Below are 25,474 nucleotides of genomic sequence, written 5' to 3'. Positions count from 1 at the left end.
CATTATTTTATTTTTATTTCAGATGTTTTTTCAGAATATAATTGATTTCCATTTGTATCAAATCCATCTAAATATTTGTATTTTATAATTATTTTATCTGCATCACCTATTTTATTTATATCTTGTTTTAATGTATAAGAACAATTAGGATATACAATTAAGTTTTTTAAGTTTATGTCATCACCTATTTTTTCTCCAGTTTTTGAATTCATTACAAATATTGAGGCATCAAATTTAACTCTTGAATTTCCTTTATTTTCTACATTTATAAGTAAAGTAGACGCTTCAAATGTGGCATTTGAATTAAATTTATATGTGTTATCTCCAAAGTCAATTATAATTGGTACAGTTAAGTTTTTAGTTAATGTTTTATCTTTTAATTCACCTTTTGCAGATAATTCAAGACTTCCATAGTACTCACCTTTTAAATTTTCTAAATTTGCTCTTCTATAATCAGCCATAATTCTTAAAGAATTACCTCTTTCTGTGTAAGGTCTTGCTCTTATATCTCTTAAAGGTCTTATTTGAACAAATTTTGGATTTATTAATCTATTAAAGTTATTATCAGATCCTTTTGGATTGAAAGTAGCATTTATTCTTGGAGTAACTATAGCTTCTACATAATCATTATTTAAAATATTTAATGTGAGATTTTTAGGATTTACTTGTAAACCTCTAGATGAATTTCTTTTTTCTATTTTTGTGTAAAGTTCTTTTAAATCAGTACTTAAAAATAGAGATTTTCTATTTTTTTCAATTTCAGCTGGAACTGTAAAGGTACTTTCATAAGTTGTTTTTCCAAAATAATATTTATGATAACCATAACTTAAAGCCATTTGTATTTTATAATCACCAGGTGGTAATAATTTATTTATTTTATAGTTTAAAGATTTGCCCTTTTTAGGAGATACAAAGGTACCATTTTCTTCTGGAATATCTATTGATGCCAATATTTTTCTTAATTGATCTGATTTAACATCGATTCTTCCCCAAACAGAAGAAACCCAATCACTAGGGTTCTTTACATCTAAGTCTAAATTTATACCAAGTAATTCTCCATTTTCTTTTATTAAGGTTGGTGTTGCAGAAGATACAGTTATCTTTTCTTTGCTTCCTTGTCCACTAACTAATATTTGTACTACAGTTAAAAAATTCATTTTGTATGCAACTTGACCAGAAGTAACAGGAGCATTTGAAGAAAAGTTAAATGCAGCAAAGTAGCTTCCTGCAGTTCCAAAAGGAACTTTAACTTTAAATTTTTGTGTTGTTTTTTCATTTGGTAAAAGCGTTATATTTGGATTATATTCTATCCAGTTTGCAGCAGATCTTGAATAATTTTGATCTAATACCCATCCATCTTTTTTTTCATTTATAAAAACACCAGTAATATTTAAATTTATATCTTCTTTTACTTTAGTTGTATTTGACATAACATATTGTACTTCAACTTCTTCTCCGGGTTTTGCTTCAATATTTTGAACAAGTGGTTGAACCATGAAACTAAATGATAATATAGAGCTAAAAATTACTAAAAAAACTAATAATTTTTTCATTAAAAAACCCCCTTAAATTTATTTTGTCTTTTATATTTTATCATATTTTTATTATAGTAAAACAAAAGGGGCTTAAAAAGCCCCATGTTTTTATGAAGATCATGGTAATCTATTATTTGGTTGAAAATCAACAACATAAAATATTACGTAATTATCATTTCCTGTTGCTTTTAATTTGCTATCAATATTGAAATCTGCTCTTATATCATAAACATTTGTTGACAAAGCATCATCTTGAGAAAGAGTAAAAGCAATTTCTTTTGGATTTGTTTCTGTTAAAGGATTATCTTTATCATTATTATGTATTAATCTTAAAGCTGAAATAGCTGAATAAATATCTGATGTTGTTTCAGATGGATCTATTTTTACTTTCATTAATACTTCACCATTTGATTGTATTGAAAATGTTCCTAAACCTTCACCTAAATGATCTCCGCCATCCCAGTTTCCTGCACTAGTAAAGGTTAAAGACTGTGTAGGTTTAAAGGTTGCACTATACCATTGATCAACAAAAACTTTAACTTTAGCAGCAAGTGTTGTTGCATCATTTGAAAACTCTGCATAGTTGTTAACTAATGTTGGAGTATTATCAGCCCATAAAACTGTAATTCCAATTAATACCATTAAAAATACAAGTACTTTTTTCATAAAAATCACCTCACCTTTTAATGTCTCATTTATTAAATAATAATTTTTTTATGTAAAAAAAAAAACACAAATGTAAATTATTCAATTCAATTATATTAAGATAACTTTAATATTAAAAGGTAATTTACATAGTTATAAGTTTGAAATTTCAATTACAAGCACTCCATACTTTTTTTCTTGTTTTATTGAATATATCTCATATATCATACTTAAAAATTTTTCTAAAGAAATATCTTTATATCCATAAATATCTTTTGGAAGAGTTTTAAACATTTCTTTAAAAGTATTAAATTTTTTCAAATTAAATACCTTGACTTTTAAAGTTTCATTTAATTTGGGTAATTTTGAAAAAATAATAATGTCACCTTCTTTTATTTTTTGTCTTTTTTCATCAAATAGTCTAATTTCAACTTTTTTTTCTTTGTTTTTTATTTTTTCAAACATTTCTTCTATTAATTTCATTTGGTGTACCATGCTGTCCTCCAATATTTTTAGATATCAATTGATTATACCATATGAAAAGTGCTATAATAAAAAGAAAGTTTTCTTTTTATTTTAAAAAAAGAAAAAAATATACAGGAGGTGATTTATGAAGATTGGTCTTTTACATTATAGAGTTGGGGAAACAGATGGAGTTTCACTTGAAATGAATAAATGGAAAAATGTTCTTGAAAGCATGGGAAATGAAGTTTTTTTAATTGGTGGAGAAATGGGAAATGCAAGTGGAATACAAATTCCTCTATTAGCATATAGTGAAGAAAGTAATGAAATAATAAAAAAGAAAAGCTATATAAGTTTGGATGATTGGAGTGAAGATAAACTTGAAAAAGAAATAAATAAACTTTCTAATGAAATAAAAAAACAATTAAAACTATTAAAGGATTTTGATTTAATAGTTGTAAATAATATTTGGTCTTTAGGTCATAATCTTTCTGCAGCAAAAGCTTTATGGGAATTTTGTCATGAAAATAAAATAAAAGTTTATGCACATCATCATGATTTTTATTGGGAAAGAGATTATTATAAAAATCCAACGTCTGAATATGTTAAAGAACTTTTGAATGAGTTTTTTCCACCATTAAAAATAAAACATATAGTGATTAATTCAATTGCTCAAAAAAATTTATACAATAAGAAAAAAGTTAATTCTTATATTGTACCAAATGTATTTGACTTTGATAAAAAACTTTGGAAGGTTGATTTATACAATAAAAATATTTATTCAAAATTAGGAATAAAAGAAAATGATATTGTATTTTTACAAGCTACAAGAGTAGTTAAAAGAAAAGGTATAGAACTTGCGATTGATACATTGAGTTTGGTGCAAAAAAAAGCTAAACAAGGAACTTTATACAATGGAAAAAAATTTGATAAAGATTCAAAAATTTATCTTTTATTACCGGGTTTACAAGAAGAATTTGAATATACAAATTTATTAAAAGCGCAAGCTGAACAAAAAAATGTTAATTTGTTGTTTGCAAATGACATATGTGAAGATATTAGAAAAGATAAAAAGTATTCTTTGTGGGATTTTTATGCAATTTCAGATTTTGTAACTTATCCAAGTATACTAGAGGGTTTTGGAAATCAATTTTTAGAAGCATTATTTGCTATGAAACCAATATTAATGTATGAATATCCAGTATTTAAAGAAGATATAGCCAAAAATGGTTTTAAGTATGTTAGTCTTGGAGATAATGCAAGAAAAAATAAAAAGGATCTTTATGAAGTTAATGAAAATACTTTAATTAAGGCGTCAAATGAAATTATTTCAATATTGTATGATAAAAACAAGTATAATGATATAGTTCAAAATAATTTTAATTTGGGAAAAAAATATTATTCATACCAAACATTAGAAAAATTATTATTAAAAATAATATATTAATATTTTTGATATTTTATTAATTAATTATTCTTAATTGTTATTAATTTGATATAAATATATTAAAACAGATTTTGAAAAAAATTTTTTATATTCTATAATTTTGAAGAAAACTTTCTGTTTTTTTAAAAAAAAGAAAAAAATAATCTCAACATAGGAGGGGGAAGTATGAAAAAGTTAATTGTTTTAATTATTGTTCTTTCGATTTCATTGTTTGTATTTTCAAAAACTATAACATTTTGGACTACAGAAACAGAATCTGATAGACAACAAAGGATAAATGCTCTTGCAACAATATTTGAAGCTCAAACAGGTATAGAGGTTAAAGTTGTTCCAATACAAGAAAATGATCTCTTGAAACAAATTCCTGTAGCAAAAAATTCAGGAACATTACCAGATTTATTAGAAGGTGGAATTGAACCTTTATTACTTTTAGCAAGTAGTGGCTATATGAATGAAGATTTAACATCAAAAATAATAAAAGACTTTGGAGATGTTTATCCAGGTGCTTCTAGATTATTGAGTAATGGTAAAAGTAATTTTGGAATACCATTTCATGCTTGGGTACAAGGTATATGGTATAGAAAAGATTGGTTTGATGGTAAAGATTTAGGATATCCTTTAAGTTGGCATAATATTTTAACAGCTGCAAAATCTTTAAATAATCCAGCAAAAGGTGTTTATGGATTAATTTTACCAAAAAAAGCTGATTCTTATGCAGAACAAGTTTTTACAGAAATAGCTTTGGCAAATGGTGCAAGACCTATTGATGAAAATGGAAATATAACCTTTACTTCTAAAGCAATGATAGAAGCATTTAGATTCTATAAAGAATTAAATAAATATGCAAAACCTGGTTATACAACAGTTTTAGATGCATTGAAAGGTTATCTTGCTGGAGAAGCTTCTATGATTTTTTATTCAACATACATAATGGATGATATAGCAGTTGAAGATGTACAAAAGAGTAGAATTAACTCATTTGATCCAAAACTTGTTTTAAATACTGGTTTTGCAAATAAAATGATTAATATAAGACCAACATCTTATGGTCAAATGGTTGGATTAGGAATATTAAAAACTTCAAATAATACAGAAGAAGTAGAAAAATTTGTAAAATTTTTAATGACACCAAAGAACTATGTTTATTGGTTACATATGGCACCAGGTGGAATGAATCCAACAAGAAAGAGTGTTGCTGAAAGTTCTGAATTTTTAGATAATCCAATTTTATCAAGGTATGGAAAAGAAAAAATTTCTGAAATTGTTGGTGCTTTAGACAGTGTTGAAAGATTTGAATTTGTTAACGGAAAAGTTATTTCTGATATGAGTAAACTTTCTGCTAACTTTGTAATTGGAAAAGCTATAAATTATATGTTTGCAAATAATTGGACTCCACAACAAACTGCAGAATGGGCACAAAAGGAAGCAAAAAGAGTTTTGGGTAAGTAATAATGATGGGGGAAACCCCATCTTTTAATTAATTTATATATTCTCAAGATAATTTGAGGAGGAATTTTATGGTTAAATATACAAGTTTAAAAAGGAAAGAAGAAACTTTTGGGTGGAAGTTAATTTCTCCAACATTAATTTTAATAGGATTTTTAATTTTATATCCAGTACTATATAATATATACTTAAGTTTTTTTAAAGTATCATTAAATTTTGGAGAAAAAAACACATTTGTTGGAATACAAAATTATTTAAATGTTTTATCTGATTTATCCTTTTGGAAATCATTTGGAACAACAGTAGCTTTTACTTTGATAACAGTTATGGGAAGCATATTGCTTGGTCTTGGGGTAGCACTTTTAATGAATAAAAAATTTCCTGGTAGAAGTATTGTACGTGGATTATTACTCTTTCCATATGTAACACCATTAATTGCAATTGTGTTTTCTTGGAAGTATGTATTCTTACCAATTGATGGTCCACTAGTACAATTTTTATCTATTTTTGGATTTAATTCAGGAACAGATATGATAAACGATCCAAACAATGCATTTATTGTTGTATCTATTTTTAATATTTGGAGAAATTTTCCATTTGTATATTTAATGATTCTTTCAAGATTACAATCCATATCAGATGATTATTATGAAGCAGCTGAATTAGATGGAGCTTCATCTTGGCAAAAATTTTTAAATATAACTCTTCCAGAGCTTTATTTTGTAATAGGATCTATAGCATTGCTTAGAGGAATATGGAACTTTTATAAATTCGATGAAGTTTATTTAATGTCAAAATTTGCCAATACATTACCAATATATATTTATGAAAAGGCTTTTTCAGGACTTCCACAACAAGGAGTTGCGGCTTCTATTGCAACTATATTATTTGTAGTAATGTTTAGTTTAATAGGTTTTTACGTGAAGAAGGTGTTGAAATGGTAAAGAAAAAATCATTTATAAGAACTTTTTTCTTTTGGTTTTTAATAGTTTTATTGGTTACTTTTGTTATTTATCCATTTTTATGGATGGTATCTGTATCTTTTAGGTACGATACAGATGCTTTTGATAAGGGATTAATACCAAAAAGACCGACATTGAATGCTTATGAAGAATTATTGGGGTTAAAAAAATCAATTCGTGAAGAACTTTCAAATGAAGATAAACAACTTTTAGATTTAGTAAAAAACATGCCAGAAGAACAAAAGAAAAAAGTTTTGGAAAAAATATATTCTAAAAGAAAAAAGAACTCTTTTCCATTTCTTAGGTTTTTTAAAAATAGTTTATTACTTGCAGGAATAAGTGCTTTAATAAGTGTTATAATTTCTATTTTTGGAGCATATGCCTTTAGTAGAATAGAATTTTCTGGAAGAAGCTACATACAAAGAGGTGTTTTATTAGTTTATTTATTTGGTGGAACTATATTGGCAGTTCCTCTTTATCAAATATTTGTAAAGATGGGTATGACTAATTCTGGAATAAAAGGAATGCTTTCTTTATTTGTAATTTATATAGTACAAACATTACCAGTTTCTCTTTATATGCTTGGTAATTATTTTAGAACTATTCCAGAAACAATTGAAGAAGCTGCTATAATAGATGGTTGTTCAAGATTAAAGGTAATATATAAGATAATAATTCCATTATCTCTTCCAGCTATAGTAACTGTATTTATTTATGCTTTTATGATAGGGTGGAATGAATATTTATTTGCATCAATCTTTATTAGACCTTATCCAGAATTTCATACTTTACCAATAGGATTAAATGAAATTTTTAATTCTGAACATGCAATTTGGACAAAAATGATGGCGGCATCAGTTTTAACAGCTGTTCCTGTAATAATATTATTTATGACTATGGAAAAATATCTTGCTGGTGGATTGACAACTGGTGGAGTAAAGGAGTAAGTTTGTTGTATAATAATTACATACTTCATTAAAGAAAAGAGGGATATTTATGGTAATCAACAAACTTAAAGGTATTTATAGTTCACTTACAAAATCAGAAAAAAAAGCTGCTGATTATATAATAGAAAGACCAGATGATACTATACATTATAGTATAACTGAACTTTCAAAATGGTCTGGAGTTAGTGAAACAACTGTGTATAGATTAGTTAGAAAAGCTGGATTTGATGGATATCAGCAATTTAAATTAGAGTTAGTTAGAGAGATGAGCTCAGAATCAACAATAGAAAAGAGTAGTAATGTTTATGAATCTTACTTTAATAAAACAATCTCAACGATAAATACTATTTATAAAAATTTAGATATCGATACAATAAACGAAATAATAGATAGAATATTAATAAGTAATAGATTAATATTTTTTGCTGTTGGAAGATCGGCTCCTATTGCTGAAGATATTGCAATTAAGTTCTCAAGTTTAGGATATTCAGCTGTTGCTTATTCTGATCCTCACATACAGGTTATGGTTAGTGCATCTTTGACCTCAAATGATACAGTTTTTACAATAAGTCATTCTGGATTTATAAGAGATACTTATAAATCAACAGAAATAGCAAATGATGCTGGAGCTTATACTATTGGTATTACATCTGGAGTTAATTCACCATTAAGTAAAATAGTAAAAAAAGCTTTATATACAGTAGCTTCTCCACATGAAAATGAGTTTATTGAAAGTAGGATAGGAGAAGTATTTTTAATGGATATTTTGTACAATGCAATGCTAATGAAAAAAAATCATAATAAACATTTTGAGGAGTTGAGTAAGGTAATAAGACCAAAAAGGTTTTAAGGAGGTGTTTTGTGAACTCCATAGAAAAAAAGTTGGAAATTTTATATCCTAAAAATTCAAAATTTTTGTATGAAAATATAAAAAAATTAATAAAGAAATATGCGTTGAATAATATAAAAAAAGAAAAGTTTAATGAAAAAGACACTATATTAATTACTTATGGAGATTCCATAAAAAAAGAAAATGAAGCTCCACTTAAAACATTATATAAATTTTTAAATGAGTATATAAAAAATAGTATAAATACAGTGCATTTATTACCGTTTTTTCCATATTCTTCTGATGATGGATTTTCTGTTATAGATTATAAAAAAGTTAATCCAGAACTTGGAAATTGGGAAGATATAAAAATTCTTTCAGAAAATTATAAATTAATGTTTGATGCTGTAATAAATCATATATCAGCAAAAAGTTTGTGGTTTGAAGAGTTTTTAAAAGGAAACAAAAAATTTGAAAATTATTTTATAGAAGTTGAAGATTCAAAAGACTTATCTAAAGTTTTTAGACCAAGGGCATTACCTCTTTTAAATGAATATAAAACTTCAAATAGAATTAAAAAAATTTGGACTACATTTAGTAAAGATCAAATAGATTTAAATTATAAAAATGAAAAAGTATTTATTGAAATACTTGAAATTTTAATGTTATACGTAAAAAATGGAGCAAAATTAATAAGATTTGATGCAATTGGTTTTTTATGGAAAGAAATAGGTACTAATTGCATACATCATCCTAATACTCATTTATTTATACAATTATTGAGAGAAATTTTAGAAAAAATAGGAGATTGTAAAATAGTAACTGAAACAAATGTTCCTCACCAAGATAATGTTAGTTACTTTGGAAATGGTTATAATGAAGCACACATGGTTTATAACTTCACATTACCTCCTTTAGTTTTATATAGTTTTTTATCGCAAAATTCTAAATATATAACAAGATGGGCAAAGGAATTAGAATATAAATCCAATGAAACTACATTTTTTAATTTTTTAGCATCGCACGATGGTATAGGATTAATGCCTGTAAAAGGTATATTAAATTCTGAAGAAATAAAAAAGATGGTTTTAAATACATTAGAAAATGAAGGATTAGTTTCTTATAAAAATAATGCTGATGGAACAAAAGAACCATATGAAATGAATATAAATTATTTTGATGCTTTATATGAAAAAGATATTGAATTAGAAGAAAACATAAAAAAATTTTTAGGTGCATATTCAATCGCAATAGCACTTAAAGGAATTCCAGGTATATATATACATAGTTTGCTTGGATCTCGAAATTGGAATGAAGGTGTAAAAATAACAAAAATAAATAGAAGTATAAATAGAGAAAAATTAAATTATGATACATTAAGATTAGAATTAAATGAGGAAAATTCTTTAAGACATAAGGTTTTTTATGGAATGATAAAAATGTTAAAAATAAGAAATAATAATAAAGAATTTTCACCATTAGCTGAACAAGAAATTTTAGAAATTAATGATAAAGTATTTGCAATAAAAAGAGGAAACTTTTTTATTTTACATAACTTTACAAATGAAAGCATTAAATTAAATTTATCTAAGTACTTTAAATTAGGAATAAACCTTATAAATGATGAAAAAACAAAAAATGAATTTAAGATAAAACCATATGAATATATGTGGATAAAAGGTGAACTTTAGTTCACCTTTTTTAAAAAGTATGGAGGTTTTAAAATGAAAAAAGTAACTATAGTTGTTCCAACTTATTGGACACTTCCTTCCAATAAAAAAGATTCTAATACTATCTTTGATCATCCAACTCCTTTAGATTTTGATGGAACTTTAGAAAGAACGCTTGAAAGCTTAAAAAAAATTGAATATTATAACTTTGATATTTTAGTTATAACTGCTTCAACACATAAAGAATTATCATATGAAGTAGAAAAAAAGTACAAAAAATAATTTCTAAGTTTGAAAAAACTTTAAAAATAAAACAATTTTCTTATAGTAATTTAAAAGATTTAAAAGAAAAAATAAGAAAACTCGGTCATATAAAGATTTTAGAAGAAATAAATTTAAATAATTATAATAATATAAGAAATTTACAATTATTAATTCCTTATATAGAAGGTAGTGAAATAGGAATAGATGATGATGAAATAATTCCTAAAAATTATTTAATTCAAGCAACAAAGTATATAGGAAAATATTATAATAATGAACTTGTGTTAGGTATTGCTGGATATTATTTAGATAAACAAGGTAATCACAGATTAAGCTTTGAAGATAAAAATACTAACAATATTTTTGATAATAAAATAAAACTTATGGACAAAACTTATGAATTATTAGATAAAAAATTTGGAAATTTAGTAAAAACACCTATTATTTTTGGTGGAAACATGGTTTTACACAGAAATACTATTGAAAAAGTATCTTTTGATCCTTACAATACAAGAGGTGAAGATATAGATTATTTAATAAATGCAAAAATGGAAGGATTATCCTTTTTTTTAGATAAAAGTTTAAATATAATTCATTTACCTCCCGAATATAATGAAAGCAATAAAATTAATGTTTGTAAATTAAAACAAGATATTTTGAGATTTTTTTATGAAAAAGAAAAGATTGAATATTCAAAAAATATTGAGGAATTAAATTCTATAGATATAGAAAAGCTAAAACCATATCCTGGGGAGTTTTTTGAAGAAAAAAATTTTAAAGATGCAGAAGAAAAATTATTAAATATTTTAGAAAAAAATGAAGTTAAAGAATTTATTAACTATGCAAAGTTAAGAGCAAAAGAATTATCACCAAAATACTTTGAATTTAGAATATTGTGGAAAAATCTTTTTAAAGATTTAAAAAAGGAGATTTTAAAATGAAAAAAGATGCTTTAAATATAATAAAAAATTCAATAAATGATGTATTACCAAATGTTTCTGTAGAAAACTTTTTAAAAGATAAAAAATTTGAAGGGAATATTTATACATTAGCAATAGGAAAAGCAGCATGGGAAATGGCTAATTCTGCACTTAAAGTATTACCTAAAATAAAAAAAGGAATTATTATTACTAAATATAAACATTCAAAAGGAAGTATTAAAAATTTTGATATTTATGAAGCAGGACATCCAATTTCAGATGAAAATACCATAAAAGCAACTAAAAAAGCTATTGAATTTGCATCAAATTTAAAAGAAGAAGATACTTTATTATTTTTAGTTTCGGGTGGAGGATCATCTCTTTTTGAAATACCCGAAAAAAATATAAGTTTAAAGGAGTTGCAAGAAATAAACTTACAATTATTAAAATCAGGAGCAGACATAAGAGAAATAAATACAGTTAGAAAACATTTATCTAAGGTAAAAGGTGGGAAATTTGCAAAATTAACGAAATCAAAGATAATGACGCTTGTATTATCTGATGTTTTAGGAAATGATTTGAGTACAATAGCATCAGGACCAGCATATCCAGATTTTACTACATCTAATGATGCTTTCAATATAATAGAAAAATATAATATAAAAATATCAAAAAAAATATTAGAAACTTTAAAAATAGAAACACCTAAAAAATTAAAAAATATTGAAACTCACATAATAGGAGATATAAATAAATTTTGTGAAAGTGTTAAAAAAAATTCAGAATTACTTGGATATAAATCAATTATAATGGTTAAAAGCATGAATGGAGATGCAGATGAAACTGGAAAATTCATAGGAAATATAGCAAAAGATTTTGAGTCAAAAGAACCAACTTGTTTGATATTTGGAGGAGAAACTACTGTTAAAGTAAAAGGAAACGGAAAAGGTGGAAGGAATCAAGAAATAGCATTAACTGCTGCATTAAATATTTCTGGAGTTAAAGATACGATTATTGCTTCATTTTCATCTGATGGAACAGATGGACCAACAGATGCAGCAGGAGGAATTGTTGATGGAAATAGTTTAAAAAATTTGAAAGAATTAAATATTGATGTGAAAAAAATTTTAAAAAATAATGATTCTTACAATGCTTTAAAAAAAATAAATTCTTTAATTTTTACTGGACCAACAGGTACTAATGTAAATGATATTACTTTTATATTAAAAAATAATAGATAAAACACTTTATATCATATAATATATAAAATATGATATAAAGTATATTAAAATTAATATTTCTTTATTTAACAAAGCTTTATTTTTGAAAATTTAAAATTTTTAAACATAAGATAATACAATATATACATAAATTAAATATTATTTTTATTAAAAAATAATATTTAATTTATGTTCTAATTGTTTTTATGCTTAATTTAAATTTTTTTAAAAAAAGTCTTTTTATTACTAATAGTTTTTTATAAACGACTAAAAATAAGGTTGTGTTTTATTTAATTAAATAATATAATGAAATTACTTAAGAGACTTTAATAAGTTACTTAATTATTTTAGTAAGGGGGAAATAATATGAAAATAAATGTATATAGTGAAATAGGGAAATTACGGAGAGTGTTATTACATCGGCCAGGAAAAGAATTAGAAAATTTAGCCCCACGCTACTTAGCAGATCTTCTGTTTGATGATATACCCTACCTAAAAAAGGCACAAGAGGAACACGATGCATTTGCCAACCTTCTAAGAGAAAATGGCGTAGAAGTAAAGTATGTAACAGATCTATTCGTAGAAGCCATGGACTCACAAAATAACAAACTTGACTTTGTAAAAGAATTTTTAGACCTATCAGAAATAAACAATCAATATATAAGAGAAGCATTAATAGAGATGTTAACTTCAATGAGTACAAGAGAAATGGTAGACAAGTTAATAGCAGGAGTAAGAACAAATGAATTGAAGTTAAAACAAGATATATTTTCAGTAAAGGTAAGAAAAGCCAAGTTAGGAATACCCTTCTTTTTAAATCCAATGCCAAACTTATACTTTCAAAGAGATCCAGCAGCAACAATAGGAAAAGGAATAACAATAAATAAAATGAGAACACCAGCAAGAAGAAGAGAAGCAATGTTAATGGAATATGTAATAAATAATCATCCAGAATACAAAGGAACACCAAAGTATTATGAAAAAGATTGTCCATACGCATTAGAAGGTGGAGATGTATTAGTATTAAACAAAAAGACATTGGCAGTTGGAATATCTCAAAGAACAGATCCAGAAGCACTAGAAGCATTAGCAAACAACATATTTCATAAATATGGAGATTCATTTGAAAGCATATTGGGATTTTTAATACCAGAATCAAGAGCATACATGCACTTAGATACAGTATTTACAATGTTGGATTATGACAAATTTGTAGTACATCCAAAGTTAGAAGGAATAATAAAAATATTTGTATTGAGAAAAGAAGATAAAGGATATTCAGTATCAGAAGAAAGTGGAGAACTATCAGAAATATTGAAAAGACACTTAGAATTAGAAAAAGCAACGGTAATAAGATGTGGAGACTCAGATGAAATAGCAGCAGAAAGAGAACAATGGAATGATGGATCAAATGCATTGGCAATAGCTCCAGGTAAGATAATAGTTTATGATAGAAATTATGTAACCAACAGATTATTTAAAGAAGCAGGAATAGAAATACTCGAAATCCCATCAAGCGAACTCTCAAGAGGACGTGGAGGTCCAAGATGTATGAGTATGCCACTATTTAGAGAAGAATAATATAGTTCTCAAACATTAAAAACTCAAAAATTAAAATAAAAAATATTGAAAATAAAACACAACAAAAAAAGTGAAGGAGGAAGGATACAATGTCAGTAAACTTAAGAGGAAGACACTTTTTAACATTAAAAGAATATACACCAGAGGAAATAAGATACTTATTGGATTTATCAATGGACTTAAAAGCAAAAAAAAGAGCAGGAATAAAAGGAAACTTATTAGAAGGAAAAAATATAGTATTAATATTTGAAAAGTCATCAACAAGAACAAGATGTGCATTTGAAGTAGGAGCATATGATGAAGGAGCAAATGTAACTTACTTAACAAATAGTCAAATGGGAAAGAAAGAAACAATAGAAGATACAGCAAAAGTATTAGGAAGATTCTATGATGGAATAGAATTTAGAGGATTCAAACAAGAAACAGTAGAAACATTGGCAAAATATGCAGGAGTACCAGTATGGAATGGGTTAACAGATTTATACCACCCAACACAAATCTTAGCAGACTTTTTAACAGTAAAAGAACATGTAGCAAAACCATTAAATAAAGTAAAATTTGTATTCGTAGGAGATGCAAGAAACAATATGGGAAACTCATTAATGATAGGAGCAGCAAAAACAGGAATGGACTTTGTTGCATTGGCACCAAAATCATTATGGCCAAGTGAAGAACTTGTAAATGAAATGAAAGAAGTAGCAAAGGAAACAGGAGCAACAATAACATTAACAGAAAATGTAGATGATGTAAAAGGAGCAGATGTTATCTATACAGATGTATGGGTTTCAATGGGAGAAGAAGACAAATTTGAAGAAAGAATTAATTTATTAAAAGATTATCAAGTTAATATGGAAATGATAAAGAAAACAGAAAATGATGATGTTATCTTCTTACACTGTTTACCTTCATTCCATGATAAAAATACAGTTGTAGGTAAAGATATATTCGAAAAATTTGGTCTTGAATCAATGGAAGTTACTGATGAAGTATTTAGAAGTAGACATTCTAAGGTTTTTGATGAAGCTGAAAATAGAATGCATACCATTAAAGCTGTTATGGTTGCTACTATTGGAAATCTATAAGGAGGAATATAATTATGAAAGATAAAATAGTCGTTGCACTCGGTGGAAATGCTTTGGGAAAAACACCAGAAGAACAATTAAAATTGGTTAAACACACAGCAAAACCTATTGCAGATTTAATAGAAGCAGGTCATGAAGTTGTTATTGCCCATGGAAATGGTCCACAAGTTGGTATGATAAATCTTGCTATGGAAGTTTCATCAAAATCAGATGCAGGAACTCCTGCAATGCCATTTCCAGAATGTGGAGCTATGAGTCAAGGTTATATAGGATATCATTTGCAAAATGCATTAAGAGAAGAACTTTTGAATAGAGGTATAAAGAAACCAGTTGCCACTATAATTACACAAGTTATTGTAGATAAAAATGATAAAGCATTTGAAAAACCAACAAAACCAGTTGGAGCGTTTTATACAAAAGAAGAAGCTGAAGTATTGAAAGAAACAAGAGGTTATACAATGGTTGAAGATGCTGGAAGAGGTTATAGAAGAGTTGTTCCTTCTCCAATTCCTGTTGATGTTGCTGAAAAAGAAGCCGTTATGGATTTAGTAAAAAATGATCATATAGTTATTACTGTTGGTGGGGGTGGAATTCCTGTTGTTCAAGAAGGTAACTCATTAATAGGCGTTCCAGCAGTAATAGATAAAGATTTTGCAAGTGAAAAAATGGCAGAAATTTTGGATGCAGATTACTTAATTATTTTAACTGCTGTTGAAAAGGTAGCTATAAATTATGGAAAAGAAAATGAAAAATGGTTAAGTGATTTATCTGTTGAAGAAGCAGAAAAGTATATGAATGAAGGACATTTTGCACCTGGTTCAATGCTTCCAAAAGTAACTGCAGCTGTTAAGTTTGCAAAATCAAAAAAAGGAAGAAAAGCTTTAATAACCTCTCTTGAAAAAGCTAAAGAAGGTATTGAAGGTAAAACAGGAACATTAATATCTCAATAATAAATAACAAAAAAAGATGGCATAGCCATCTTTTTTTATTTAACAACTAAAAATACATCCATTTCTTTATCATCAAGGAGTTTACCAGGAAACTTTAAAATTGTTCCATGAACACTTACAGATATTTTTTCTCCATTTAAAACAGAAGGAGGAGTTATATTTATTGGAAATCCAGTTTTTTCAAGTGATATAGCAATTGCACCAGATATCATATTTGCAAGTTCACCGATAGCGCTGAGAGCCATATCATCTATTTTATCAATTTGCATCATTCCACCCATCATATTAGTTACAATACTTACAGCAACATCTTCAGGCATAGAGTATATTAAGTTTCCTTCAAGAACACCATTGAATCCAATTGTTGTTATTATTTGAAATGAATCACCAATATCTCTAAGCATTTGGGGCTTTCCTAAACTAATAGTAGTTTTAGAAGCCGCTTTAAATGTTCCAGTTAAAGCTTCAATTACAGCATTTATTACTTTAACATCAAGCATTAAAATCACCTCCATAAATATTGTATCACATTAATACAATATTTACAAAATGTTCTTTATGTTTTTTATTGAGTTTAAGCTTTTACTTTTAAGCTTAAAGTTTTTAAAATTTCTTCTTTTTCTTCTTCTTTTAATTTGAAAGTTTTTTCTAATTGATCTTCTAATTTTTTTGATAGTTCTGATAAATCCATGCTATTTTCTCCAACATTTTGAGCTACATTGACTTGAACTTTTATTGCTTCTGAAAGTTCATTTACTTCTTCTGATATATTTTCAATGGAAGATACAGATACATTTACAGCCGATAATATTTCATTTGTACTTGAATTTTGTTGATTTATAGCTATTGAAATTTCTCCAACTCTATCTACTATTTTTTCTATTTCATCCATTATTTGTTCAACGCTATGTGCTGCATCTTCTTCATTATCTTTTGCATTTATTGCAACTTCACTAATTTCTTCTGATTTTTTGTTTAAATTTTTAATAGAATCAAAGACTTCGGATAAAATTTGAGAAATATCTTCTGTGGCACTTCTGCTTTCTTCTGCCAACTTTCTTATTTCATCAGCAACAACAGCAAATCCTTTTCCGGCTTCTCCGGCTCTTGCAGCTTCTATTGCAGCATTTAATGCCAACAAGTTTGTTTGTTCAGTAATATTGTTTATTGTTTCAACTATTTGCATTATATTTGCTGATTTTTCATACAATTTATTTGACATTTTTGAACTTTCAAGCATTTCTTCAGAAATTTTAGCTATAACATCTTCTATATTCTTTATATTTGTTTTTCCTATTTCTGCATTTTTTTTCATTCCATTAGATTCTTCAACGACATTATTTATAAATGAAACAAGATTATTTGAAGCAGAAGTTATTTCTTCTATATTTGCTCCCATTTCTTGCAAGGAAGCTGATACACTTTGTGTGCTTTCATTTATTTGATCTGCTTGTGCAGAAATTTCTTGATTAGTTGCAGAGGCTTCTTCTGAAGTTGCTGATAATTCAGTAGAAGAACTATTAACATTCATAGATATTCCCAATATTTGTTTTACCATTGATTTTAATTTTTGAGTTGTTTTTAAAAGTGATTCTTGCATTTTACCTATTTCATCTTTTCTAATATTTTCAATATTAACATCTAATATTCCATCGCCTAGTTTTTCTATTTCTTTTGAAAGTTCTATTATAGGTTTAGAAACAGCATTTCCAATTAAGTATGCAGAAAATATACCTATAAATAAAAATGCAGCTATTATTATTATAAAGTATTTTATCATAGTGTATACATTTTTTAACATAGAATTTTTATCTATAGTTACTCCAAAAGAAAATCCTGTTTTTCCTATTGGAGAAAAAGCTATAAATGCTTGACTTTTGTCAGGTAATGTTACTTCTTCCAGATTTATTTCGCCTTTTTTTAATCTGTTATAAATATTGGTTAAGCCATTATATCCAAAATCTTTATCGGCATTAATTATATTAACCTTTCCTATAGAACTTTTATCTTTATGTGCAATTACTAAACCTGTATTATCTATTGCCCAACCATAACCTAAGTTTGATATTTTAAGACCGTTTATAAGACTTTGAAAACTATCTAAAAGAACTGTTCCTCCAATCATTCCAATTGTTTTTCCAGAGTTATCTTTTATTGGAACAGCTACAACTATGATTGGATTTTGTGTGGCTCTAGATATTAACATTCCTGAGATGGCATAATTTTTTCCAGACATTATTTCTTTAAAGTACTGTCTATCAGCTACGTTTGCAGTTACTCCATCTAAATTTGTATAAGAAAAACCATCTTTTCTTGCAACAAAAAACATTTCAAAAAATTTTTTATTAACATTGTACTCTCTTTTTAGCTTTTGAACATTATCTTTTTCATTAAAATTTGTGTTTTTAAATTCAGCATTAGCCATATTATTTAATGTATCTATTTTTTCATTAAACCACATTTCAACATATTTTGCTTGACTTTTTAAAACTTCTTTTGAATTAGTTTCTAATTGAGATATTGTTTGATTTCTTAAATAAATAACTGATATTGATCCAGATATTAATAAAATGGCAGTTACAAGAGTTCCAATTATAAAGACCATTCTCCATTTTAAGCTATTCATTTTTTCACCTCCAAAGAATTTTGTCTAATATTAATTATACATTTATAATATTTATATTATGTTTCTTTAAAGTTAACTAAAATAAATTGTTTTTAATTAATCATGTGATTAATTAAAAAGTAGTGTTTAATATTTCTTATATATATTTATTTATAATAAATAAAAAAATAATAAAATAAAAAAATTACAGATTAAATCTGTAATTTTTTTATTTTATTAATTATTTCAAGTTCAATATCATTATTATAAGTTACTTCTATAGGTTCTTTGGTTTCTTTAATACTAAGAATATAGCCTTTTTTAGGATATCCAAAATCTTTTAAAAGATACATATAAAATTGAAGTTGAAATATATAATCTTTAATTTTATTTTTATTTAAAAGATCAGAAAATTTATAATCTATAACTTCTATATTTCCATTGTTTATTAAAACTCTGTCAGGTATTCCAAATAACATGTATTCTTTATTATTGATTTCAATTTTTTTTACTAATCTCCATTCAGTTTTTACTATTTCATTTTTTCCAAAAGCTTTTTTTACTATGTTTAATTCATCAAATTTAGGAGGTAAATAATCATAATTTCTATTTTTTTCTTTATCTATTAATTTTTTTAAATGAATTAAAGATGGTGCACTCTGTAACTTTAAATGTAATTGTGAACCTCTAAACATTAATTCTTCGTCTGAAAAAACACTTTGTTTAAAATATTTTTTGTAGCTTATTCCAATATTTTTTAAGAATTTTTCTTCACTTTCTTTTGGTTCATTTATTAAATAAGTTGGTGCAATATATTGTTTATAAGCTAAGTTTTTTAAGTTTTTTAGATTATTTTTAGGTATATCTTTGAAAATTATTTCTTCAATTTTATTGTTTATTTTAATATCTTTTAAATCAATTTCATTTATTTTATCTATATTATCATATTTATAATTAAAAAAATAATTATTATAAGAGTTACTTTTTGTATTTATTAAAATAGGTATTAACATTTCTTTAGCTCTTGTTGTTGCTACATAGATTAATCTATTTGTTTCTGTTTTTTCTAAAAAATCATTATTTTTAAACCATTTTAATATATAATTAGAGCTTTCATTTAAGGTATTTTTCATAACATTTTTTAGTAAATAATATCTTTCACCATTTGAATTTGGTAATGAAAAATCAATATTTTTAATTATTTTTTTGTCTATTTTATTATGCAACCCACCAAGTAAAACTATAGGAAATTCTAGACCTTTTGATTTGTGTATTGTCATTATTTTTACACTATTAGATTTTTCATCTTCTAAAACAGCTTCTTTCTCATCAACTTCTGTAGATTTTTTTAGTAACTTTACAAGTTCAGAAAAGGTATTTGCTATTGAATCATATTGTTGTGACCCTGTAATTAATTTTTTTACATTAGAAATAGCCGATTCAGAATTATCTAGAGCCATTAAGTATACTAAATACTTAGTTTCTTTTATTATACCTTTTAATATATCTGTAGGTTTCATATAATATCTTAAATTTCTATATTTTTTTAATACTAAATAGGCTCTATTTAATCTTTCAGAAGAAAATTCAATAGTTTCAAAGGTTTCAAATAATGAATTTTTTTTATTTTTTATTAAGGTGTGTAATTGATTTAATGTCATTCCACCAATTAAAGACATCATATATTTTATAAATTCATAATCATTATAAGGGTTTTGAACAGCGCTTAAAGCACTAAAAACAGCTTGAACTTCAGGTTTATAATAAAATGATTTTCCTCCTACTATATAATAGGGAATATTATTTTTTTGAAATTCATTTTTTAAAATTTCTTCATAGCCACTTAATTGTTTTAATAATAAGGCTATATCACCAGGTTTTATTTTTCTTGTTTCAAATATTATTTTTCCATTTTTTCTTTTTCTAAATGTCATTTCTTTATTTAAAAGATTTTTTATAGTTTTGATTATTGTTTCTGCTTCTTTTTTTACTCTTAATTCTTTATTATCTTTTTCAGGAGTAGCGTATATATATTTTATTCTTTTATTATCATCTTTTAAAAGATTTGGCGTAATATTTTTATTTTCTTTTATTTCATAATTACACTCATCTATTTCTTTAAAGCATATACTTTCGAATAGTTCACTTTCAACATCATCCATATATATATTATTTTTTTCAAATAAAACATCTTTTGAAAGCTTATTTATATAACTTACAATTTCACTGTTTGAACGTCTATTTGTATTTAAACTTTCAACTATATAATTTTTGTTTTTAAATTCATTTTCGGTTTTTGAAAAAACTGATACATCTGCACCTCTAAATCTATATATGGATTGTTTTCTATCTCCAACATAGAATAAATAATTATTTTCATGATGCAGTTTGTCAAATATTTCTTTTTGAAGATAATTTGTATCTTGATATTCATCAACAATAATGTACTTAAATTTATTTTGATACTTTTTTAGTATGTTATTATTTTCTAAGGTTAATATTGTTTTTTCTAAAATACCTTTAAAATCATATTTAAATTGATCAATAGTTAATGATTCATAAAATTCAGATGCAATATATGAAGCATTTTTTAAAAGTTTTAAAAAATTTGTATATAAGTCTCCATTTTCTGAAAGTTCCATAGTTTCTACAATAGCTCTTTTCATTTCAAGACGCCAATTTCTAACCATTTCTTTTAATAATTCTTCAAATTTTTTAATACCTTCATTTTTCAAAAATTCTTTTACTATTTTCTTAAATTCTTTATCTTTTTTGAACTCTAAAAGTATTTTTTCTACATTGTTTTTTCTGTCTGTTGATAAATTTATCAAATCAGGATCAATATTTTCATAAGTTTCTAAAATAACTTTAAGAGTATAATAAACTGCTCTTTCTATTTCATTTTCTTTTTTAAACTCACTTATCATTGTAAAGTTTGGATCTACACCTATTAAAACATTATTATCTTTTAAAATTCTTGAACAAAAACTATCTATAGTTTTTATCCAAGCTCCAGATAAACTTATTTTTACTTCATTCCAATATTCATATTCTTTATTTGTTTTTGCAGCATTCATTTTTTCATAAATACTTTCAGTTATTCTTTCGCGCATTTCTCCTGCAGCTTTATTTGTAAAAGTAACGGCCAATATTTTATCAATTATATTTGAATCTTTATTTTTTTCAAGTATACTCATATAGTATTGAGTTAATGTATATGTTTTTCCAGTTCCAGCTGATGCTGAGATAAAAAAATTTCTATTTGGATTGTCCGTTATTTTTTTTATAATCATAATTTCAGTTCTCCATAAAGTTTTCTATATCACTTACTTCTTTTATTATTTCTTTAGATAAAACTTCACATCCATTTTCTGTTATTAATAAATCATCTTCTATTCTTATTCCAATACCTTCTTCTTCAATATAAAGACCTGGTTCATTTGTTATTACCATTCCTTTTTGCAATGGTAAACTTCTATCTCCAACATCGTGTGTATCTAACCCTAAATGATGAGATACTCCATGAAAATAATATTTTATAAGTTCATCATCTTTTTCTATTAAGCCTAAACTTTTACATTCTTTGGATAAAACTTTTTTTGCTATTTCATTTAGTTCAATTAAAGTAACTCCTGGTTTAGCATTTTTTTCAACTTCTTTTTGAGCTTTTAAAACAGCGTTATACACATCTTTTTGTCTTTGTGTGAACTTTCCGTTTACAGGAAATGTTCTACTTATATCAGCACTATAATGATTGTAAGCAGCACCTAAATCTAATAAAACTAGTGTTTTATCTTCTGCTTTACAATTATTTTGAGAATAGTGTAAGACAGTTGCATTTTTTCCAGATGCAGTTATTGTATGAAAGGCTTTTTCCCTTATGCCATTTGAGATCAATGAAAAGTCAAAGTAAGCTTCTAATTCATATTCCATCATATTTGGTTTAGCATTTTTTATCATATTTTCTATACCTAATTTTGTTATTGAAATTGCTTTTTTAATATTTTTTATTTCTTCTTCATCTTTGATCATTCTTAATTGAGAAATATTATTGTATATATTGTTTATTTTCACATGTGGAAATTTATTTTTTAATTCTAAAGCAAATTCTTCTGCTTCACTTTTACCTTTATTCCAACTTTGTCTTTCAAGATCAAAGTATATATTTTCATTTTTTTGTATTTGTTGATTTAAAAAGTCATTGAATGTATCTAAAAATCTAATATTTTTTATTCCAGAAATTTTTTGTGCTTCTTCTGGTTTTATTTTTTCTCCAATCCATCTTGATTTTATAGGATCATTTTTTTCAATAAATAAAAATTCTGAAGTTTTATCATTTTCTTTAATTAATATCATTGCAACATCAGACTGCTCTATATTTGTAAAGTAAAAAAAGTTTCTGTTTGGAGAAAATGTATAAAGTTCATCAGCAGTTTTAAACTTTTCTCTTCCAGAGAATAATACTACAATCGAATTATTTGGTAAGGTTTTTAATAATTCATTTCTTCTTTTTGATAAAGTTTCTATGTTCATTGTGGTTCCTCCTTAAATTTAGTTTTTATTTATTTTGTCGAATAAAGTTTTAATTTCTTTATGATTTTCTTCAAATATTTTTAAAATTTTAGGATTAAAATGTTTTGGAGATGTTCTTCCATCTCCAATTAATAGTATGTTTAAAGTTTCTTCGTGAGTAAAGGCTTTTTTATAAGGTCTATCTGAACGTAAAGCATCGTATACATCAGCAATACTAACTATTTGAGCCTCTATAGGTATTTCGTTTCCTTTTAAACCCATAGGATAACCACTTCCATCATATCTTTCATGATGGTTTAATGCTATTTTTAATGCTATTTCAAAGTATTCTCCTGTTAAAAGTCTTTTTGCGTGTATTGTGTGTTTTTTCATTTCTTCCCATTCTTCTTTAGATAATTTAGTATTTTTTGTTAGTATTTCATTGGATACAAATATTTTTCCAACATCATGTAGTGGTGCAAAGTTTTTTATATCTTGAACTTTATCATTATTTAATCCATATTTTTTTGCTATTAATTCAGATAAAGCACCTACTCTAATTACGTGTTTTCCAGTACAATCATCGTGTGCTTCTGCAATTGTTGCAAGTTTTTGAGAAAAATCTAAGTAAGCACTCTTAACTTTATCCATTCTTAAATTTAATCGCATGAACTTTTCTGCAAGATATATAAAGGTATTTATTATTTCTTTTGAATAACTTTTAAAAGTTTTAATACTTTTTTTATCTATATCAAGACATATCCAAAGTGTTTTTTCTTCTATATTTATTTTTGTCATTAGACTTTCTTTTATAGGTTTTGAAGCTTTGTATAACTTTTCTTTAATGTTTTGTGGCATATTTCCTAAGTGGAAATCTTCAAAACTTTTAATATCTTGAGTTCCATTAATTTGCAATGCATATTCGGGTTTTAAATCTAAAGTTTTTAAAATATTTAAATCATGACCTACAGTTGCAATATAGTTCCATTTATCCTTTTCCATAATTGAAATACTTCCATAATCAGCTTCTGGTATTAAGGCAATGGCTGCTTTTAATAAAGTATTACAAAATTCATCAAAGGTTGTATTCATTTTACTAAATTTTTCTGTTACTTCTATTATTTTATTTAATTTATCATTTATTTCTATATTTTTTTGTTTTTCAGATTTGATTTTTTTATAATTTTTTGTTAACTCTTCTTGTGTAGCTTCAAGTTCTTCATGTTGAGCTTCAAGTTCTTCATAGCTACTTTCTAATTCCATATTTTGTTTTTGAATAATATTTTCTGCTTTTTTTCTTTTATAAATATTTATAATTAAAAATAATATTATTGAAGTTAAAATAGTAATTGAAAAAAAGTATATTAAAATAACTTTTTTATACTTTTCAAAAAATGATTGTGTATTATTTATTAAAATTGATTTTTTAGGTAACAGTTTTTTTGATATATTAAATTTTTTCATTTGATTATAATCAAAAAATATTTGATTACTATTTATCGTTGCTTTCAAAATATCTTCTTTGCTAACTTTTTGATTTGTTAAAAGTTTTTTTGATATTTTTGCTGCTTCAACTCCCTGATAGTATCCGCTTGTTAAAACTCCACCAACAATTCCATGACCTAAATAAGAATAAAGCATGCCATAAATAGGTAATTTTGAGTTTTTTTCAATTATTTCTAGAGATTTTTCTAAGCTTAAGATATTTTCATTTGCATCTTTCAAAAATGCTTGAATAATTATTATTCCATCTTTTAAGGTTCTTATTTTTTTAATAGATTCTTGTAAATGATTAACTTTAATTATTTCAAAATTTTTGTTGTACTTTGTAGTATATTTGTTTATATTATCATTTAATTCTTGAAACATTATTTTTCCAGATTGAGTAAAGTCATCTATTAAAAAATAAATATTTTTGATTTTTGAGTGTAAGCTTAAAGCAATGTTTATTGTTCCATCAATATCTTCATATTCTCCTATTCCATAAAAGTTTTTAGAACTATTTATATTTGTTTTTTGTATGTAATTTATTCCACAAAACACTACTGGTATATTTATTAAAAATTTTTTTCCATACTTTTCAATAAAGTTATATGCATTATCATCTGAAGCAATAACAAGATCTATTTTTTTATCTTTATATTTCATATAATAAAGATCAAATAATTTTTTATAATATTCATCAGAATTGTTTCTTTTAGTATCCATATATTCTATGTATGTACTGTATTTTTCATTAAGTGTATCTAAAATTCCCCAAGTAATATTTTTTGTCCAAGTATAGTCATAGCTATATGAATTTAAAATTAGAATGTTTTTTGAAAAAATAAAAATTCCAAAAATTAAAAATAAAATAGTTGTGTATTTTTTAATATCAATCACCTCAAAGAATAAAAT

General features: G+C 25.2%; 20 protein-coding genes. 12 read left to right on the top strand and 8 right to left on the bottom strand.

Going from position 1 to position 25,474, the window contains the following annotated elements; genetic code table 11:
- Positions 1 to 2: 2 nt before the first annotated feature.
- From IGS63_RS02240 to IGS63_RS02230, 3 genes are all read right to left on the bottom strand, one after another.
- The gene (locus IGS63_RS02240) at positions 3 to 1,553 is read right to left on the bottom strand and encodes a COG1470 family protein (protein ID WP_190615419.1); all 1,551 of its coding nucleotides are present in this window, start codon (positions 1,551 to 1,553) and stop codon (positions 3 to 5) included.
- A gap of 99 nt (positions 1,554 to 1,652) precedes the next feature.
- Positions 1,653 to 2,201, bottom strand: coding sequence for a hypothetical protein (locus tag IGS63_RS02235; protein ID WP_190615418.1), 549 nt, complete (start codon positions 2,199 to 2,201; stop codon positions 1,653 to 1,655).
- Positions 2,202 to 2,333: 132 nt separating this feature from the next.
- Positions 2,334 to 2,675, bottom strand: a complete 342-nt coding sequence (locus IGS63_RS02230) for an ASCH domain-containing protein (RefSeq protein WP_190615417.1) — start codon at positions 2,673 to 2,675, stop codon at positions 2,334 to 2,336.
- A gap of 115 nt (positions 2,676 to 2,790) precedes the next feature.
- On the opposite strand from IGS63_RS02230, the gene IGS63_RS02225 reads away from it, so the two are divergent.
- The 12 genes from IGS63_RS02225 to arcC all read left to right on the top strand — a co-directional run bounded on the left by IGS63_RS02225 (position 2,791) and on the right by arcC (position 15,960).
- Positions 2,791 to 4,089, top strand: a complete 1,299-nt coding sequence (locus tag IGS63_RS02225; protein WP_190615416.1) for a glycosyltransferase family 4 protein — start codon at positions 2,791 to 2,793, stop codon at positions 4,087 to 4,089.
- 165 nt (positions 4,090 to 4,254) lie between these two features.
- Positions 4,255 to 5,538, top strand: coding sequence for an ABC transporter substrate-binding protein (locus tag IGS63_RS02220; RefSeq protein WP_190615415.1), 1,284 nt, complete (start codon positions 4,255 to 4,257; stop codon positions 5,536 to 5,538).
- A 68-nt stretch (positions 5,539 to 5,606) separates the two neighbouring features.
- Positions 5,607 to 6,479 carry a carbohydrate ABC transporter permease gene (locus IGS63_RS02215; RefSeq protein ID WP_190615414.1) on the top strand — a complete coding sequence of 291 codons (873 nt, stop codon included), beginning with the start codon at positions 5,607 to 5,609 and terminating at the stop codon, positions 6,477 to 6,479.
- A complete protein-coding gene (locus IGS63_RS02210) occupies positions 6,473 to 7,444 on the top strand; it encodes a carbohydrate ABC transporter permease (protein WP_190615413.1) in 972 nt (323 codons plus the stop codon). The genes IGS63_RS02215 and IGS63_RS02210 overlap by 7 nt, the downstream gene beginning before the upstream one ends.
- Positions 7,445 to 7,493: 49 nt before the next feature.
- Positions 7,494 to 8,294 carry a MurR/RpiR family transcriptional regulator gene (locus IGS63_RS02205; RefSeq protein ID WP_190615412.1) on the top strand — a complete coding sequence of 267 codons (801 nt, stop codon included), beginning with the start codon at positions 7,494 to 7,496 and terminating at the stop codon, positions 8,292 to 8,294.
- Between the two features lie 11 nt (positions 8,295 to 8,305).
- Complete coding sequence (locus IGS63_RS02200; protein ID WP_190615411.1) at positions 8,306 to 9,964, top strand: sugar phosphorylase; 1,659 nt, start codon at positions 8,306 to 8,308, stop codon at positions 9,962 to 9,964.
- Between the two features lie 33 nt (positions 9,965 to 9,997).
- A complete protein-coding gene (locus IGS63_RS02195) occupies positions 9,998 to 10,225 on the top strand; it encodes a glycosyltransferase family A protein (RefSeq protein ID WP_190615410.1) in 228 nt (75 codons plus the stop codon).
- A gap of 263 nt (positions 10,226 to 10,488) precedes the next feature.
- Entirely contained in the window at positions 10,489 to 11,148 is a 660-nt protein-coding gene (locus tag IGS63_RS02190; protein ID WP_190615409.1) for a hypothetical protein, read from the top strand.
- Positions 11,145 to 12,368, top strand: coding sequence for a glycerate kinase type-2 family protein (locus IGS63_RS02185; protein WP_190615408.1), 1,224 nt, complete (start codon positions 11,145 to 11,147; stop codon positions 12,366 to 12,368). Before IGS63_RS02190 ends, IGS63_RS02185 begins: the two co-directional genes overlap by 4 nt.
- Before the next feature lie 345 nt (positions 12,369 to 12,713).
- The gene (gene arcA, locus IGS63_RS02180) at positions 12,714 to 13,928 is read left to right on the top strand and encodes an arginine deiminase (protein ID WP_190614380.1); all 1,215 of its coding nucleotides are present in this window, start codon (positions 12,714 to 12,716) and stop codon (positions 13,926 to 13,928) included.
- 89 nt (positions 13,929 to 14,017) lie between these two features.
- Positions 14,018 to 15,010: an ornithine carbamoyltransferase gene (gene argF, locus IGS63_RS02175; RefSeq protein ID WP_190614381.1), complete on the top strand. Its 993-nt coding sequence runs from the start codon at positions 14,018 to 14,020 to the stop codon at positions 15,008 to 15,010.
- A 14-nt stretch (positions 15,011 to 15,024) separates the two neighbouring features.
- Positions 15,025 to 15,960, top strand: a complete 936-nt coding sequence (gene arcC / locus IGS63_RS02170; RefSeq protein ID WP_190615407.1) for a carbamate kinase — start codon at positions 15,025 to 15,027, stop codon at positions 15,958 to 15,960.
- Positions 15,961 to 15,995: 35 nt separating this feature from the next.
- Here the strand turns inward: arcC and IGS63_RS02165 are convergent, their stop codons facing one another.
- From IGS63_RS02165 to IGS63_RS02145, 5 genes are all read right to left on the bottom strand, one after another.
- Positions 15,996 to 16,460 carry a chemotaxis protein CheX gene (locus IGS63_RS02165; RefSeq protein ID WP_190615406.1) on the bottom strand — a complete coding sequence of 155 codons (465 nt, stop codon included), beginning with the start codon at positions 16,458 to 16,460 and terminating at the stop codon, positions 15,996 to 15,998.
- A gap of 74 nt (positions 16,461 to 16,534) precedes the next feature.
- The gene (locus IGS63_RS02160; protein ID WP_190615405.1) at positions 16,535 to 18,586 is read right to left on the bottom strand and encodes a methyl-accepting chemotaxis protein; all 2,052 of its coding nucleotides are present in this window, start codon (positions 18,584 to 18,586) and stop codon (positions 16,535 to 16,537) included.
- A 191-nt stretch (positions 18,587 to 18,777) separates the two neighbouring features.
- Positions 18,778 to 21,858 (bottom strand): UvrD-helicase domain-containing protein, encoded by a 3,081-nt coding sequence (locus IGS63_RS02155; protein ID WP_190615404.1) that lies wholly within the window; start codon positions 21,856 to 21,858, stop codon positions 18,778 to 18,780.
- A 4-nt stretch (positions 21,859 to 21,862) separates the two neighbouring features.
- Positions 21,863 to 23,098, bottom strand: a complete 1,236-nt coding sequence (locus IGS63_RS02150) for an aminopeptidase P family protein (protein ID WP_190615403.1) — start codon at positions 23,096 to 23,098, stop codon at positions 21,863 to 21,865.
- A gap of 18 nt (positions 23,099 to 23,116) precedes the next feature.
- Complete coding sequence (locus IGS63_RS02145) at positions 23,117 to 25,459, bottom strand: HD domain-containing phosphohydrolase (RefSeq protein WP_190615402.1); 2,343 nt, start codon at positions 25,457 to 25,459, stop codon at positions 23,117 to 23,119.
- Positions 25,460 to 25,474: the final 15 nt, after the last annotated feature.

Source organism: Tepiditoga spiralis (assembly GCF_014701195.1).
Classification (GTDB): domain Bacteria; phylum Thermotogota; class Thermotogae; order Petrotogales; family Petrotogaceae; genus Tepiditoga; species Tepiditoga spiralis.
Note: the sequence above shows the minus strand (reverse complement) of the source record. Positions and strands in the feature narration are given on the sequence as shown.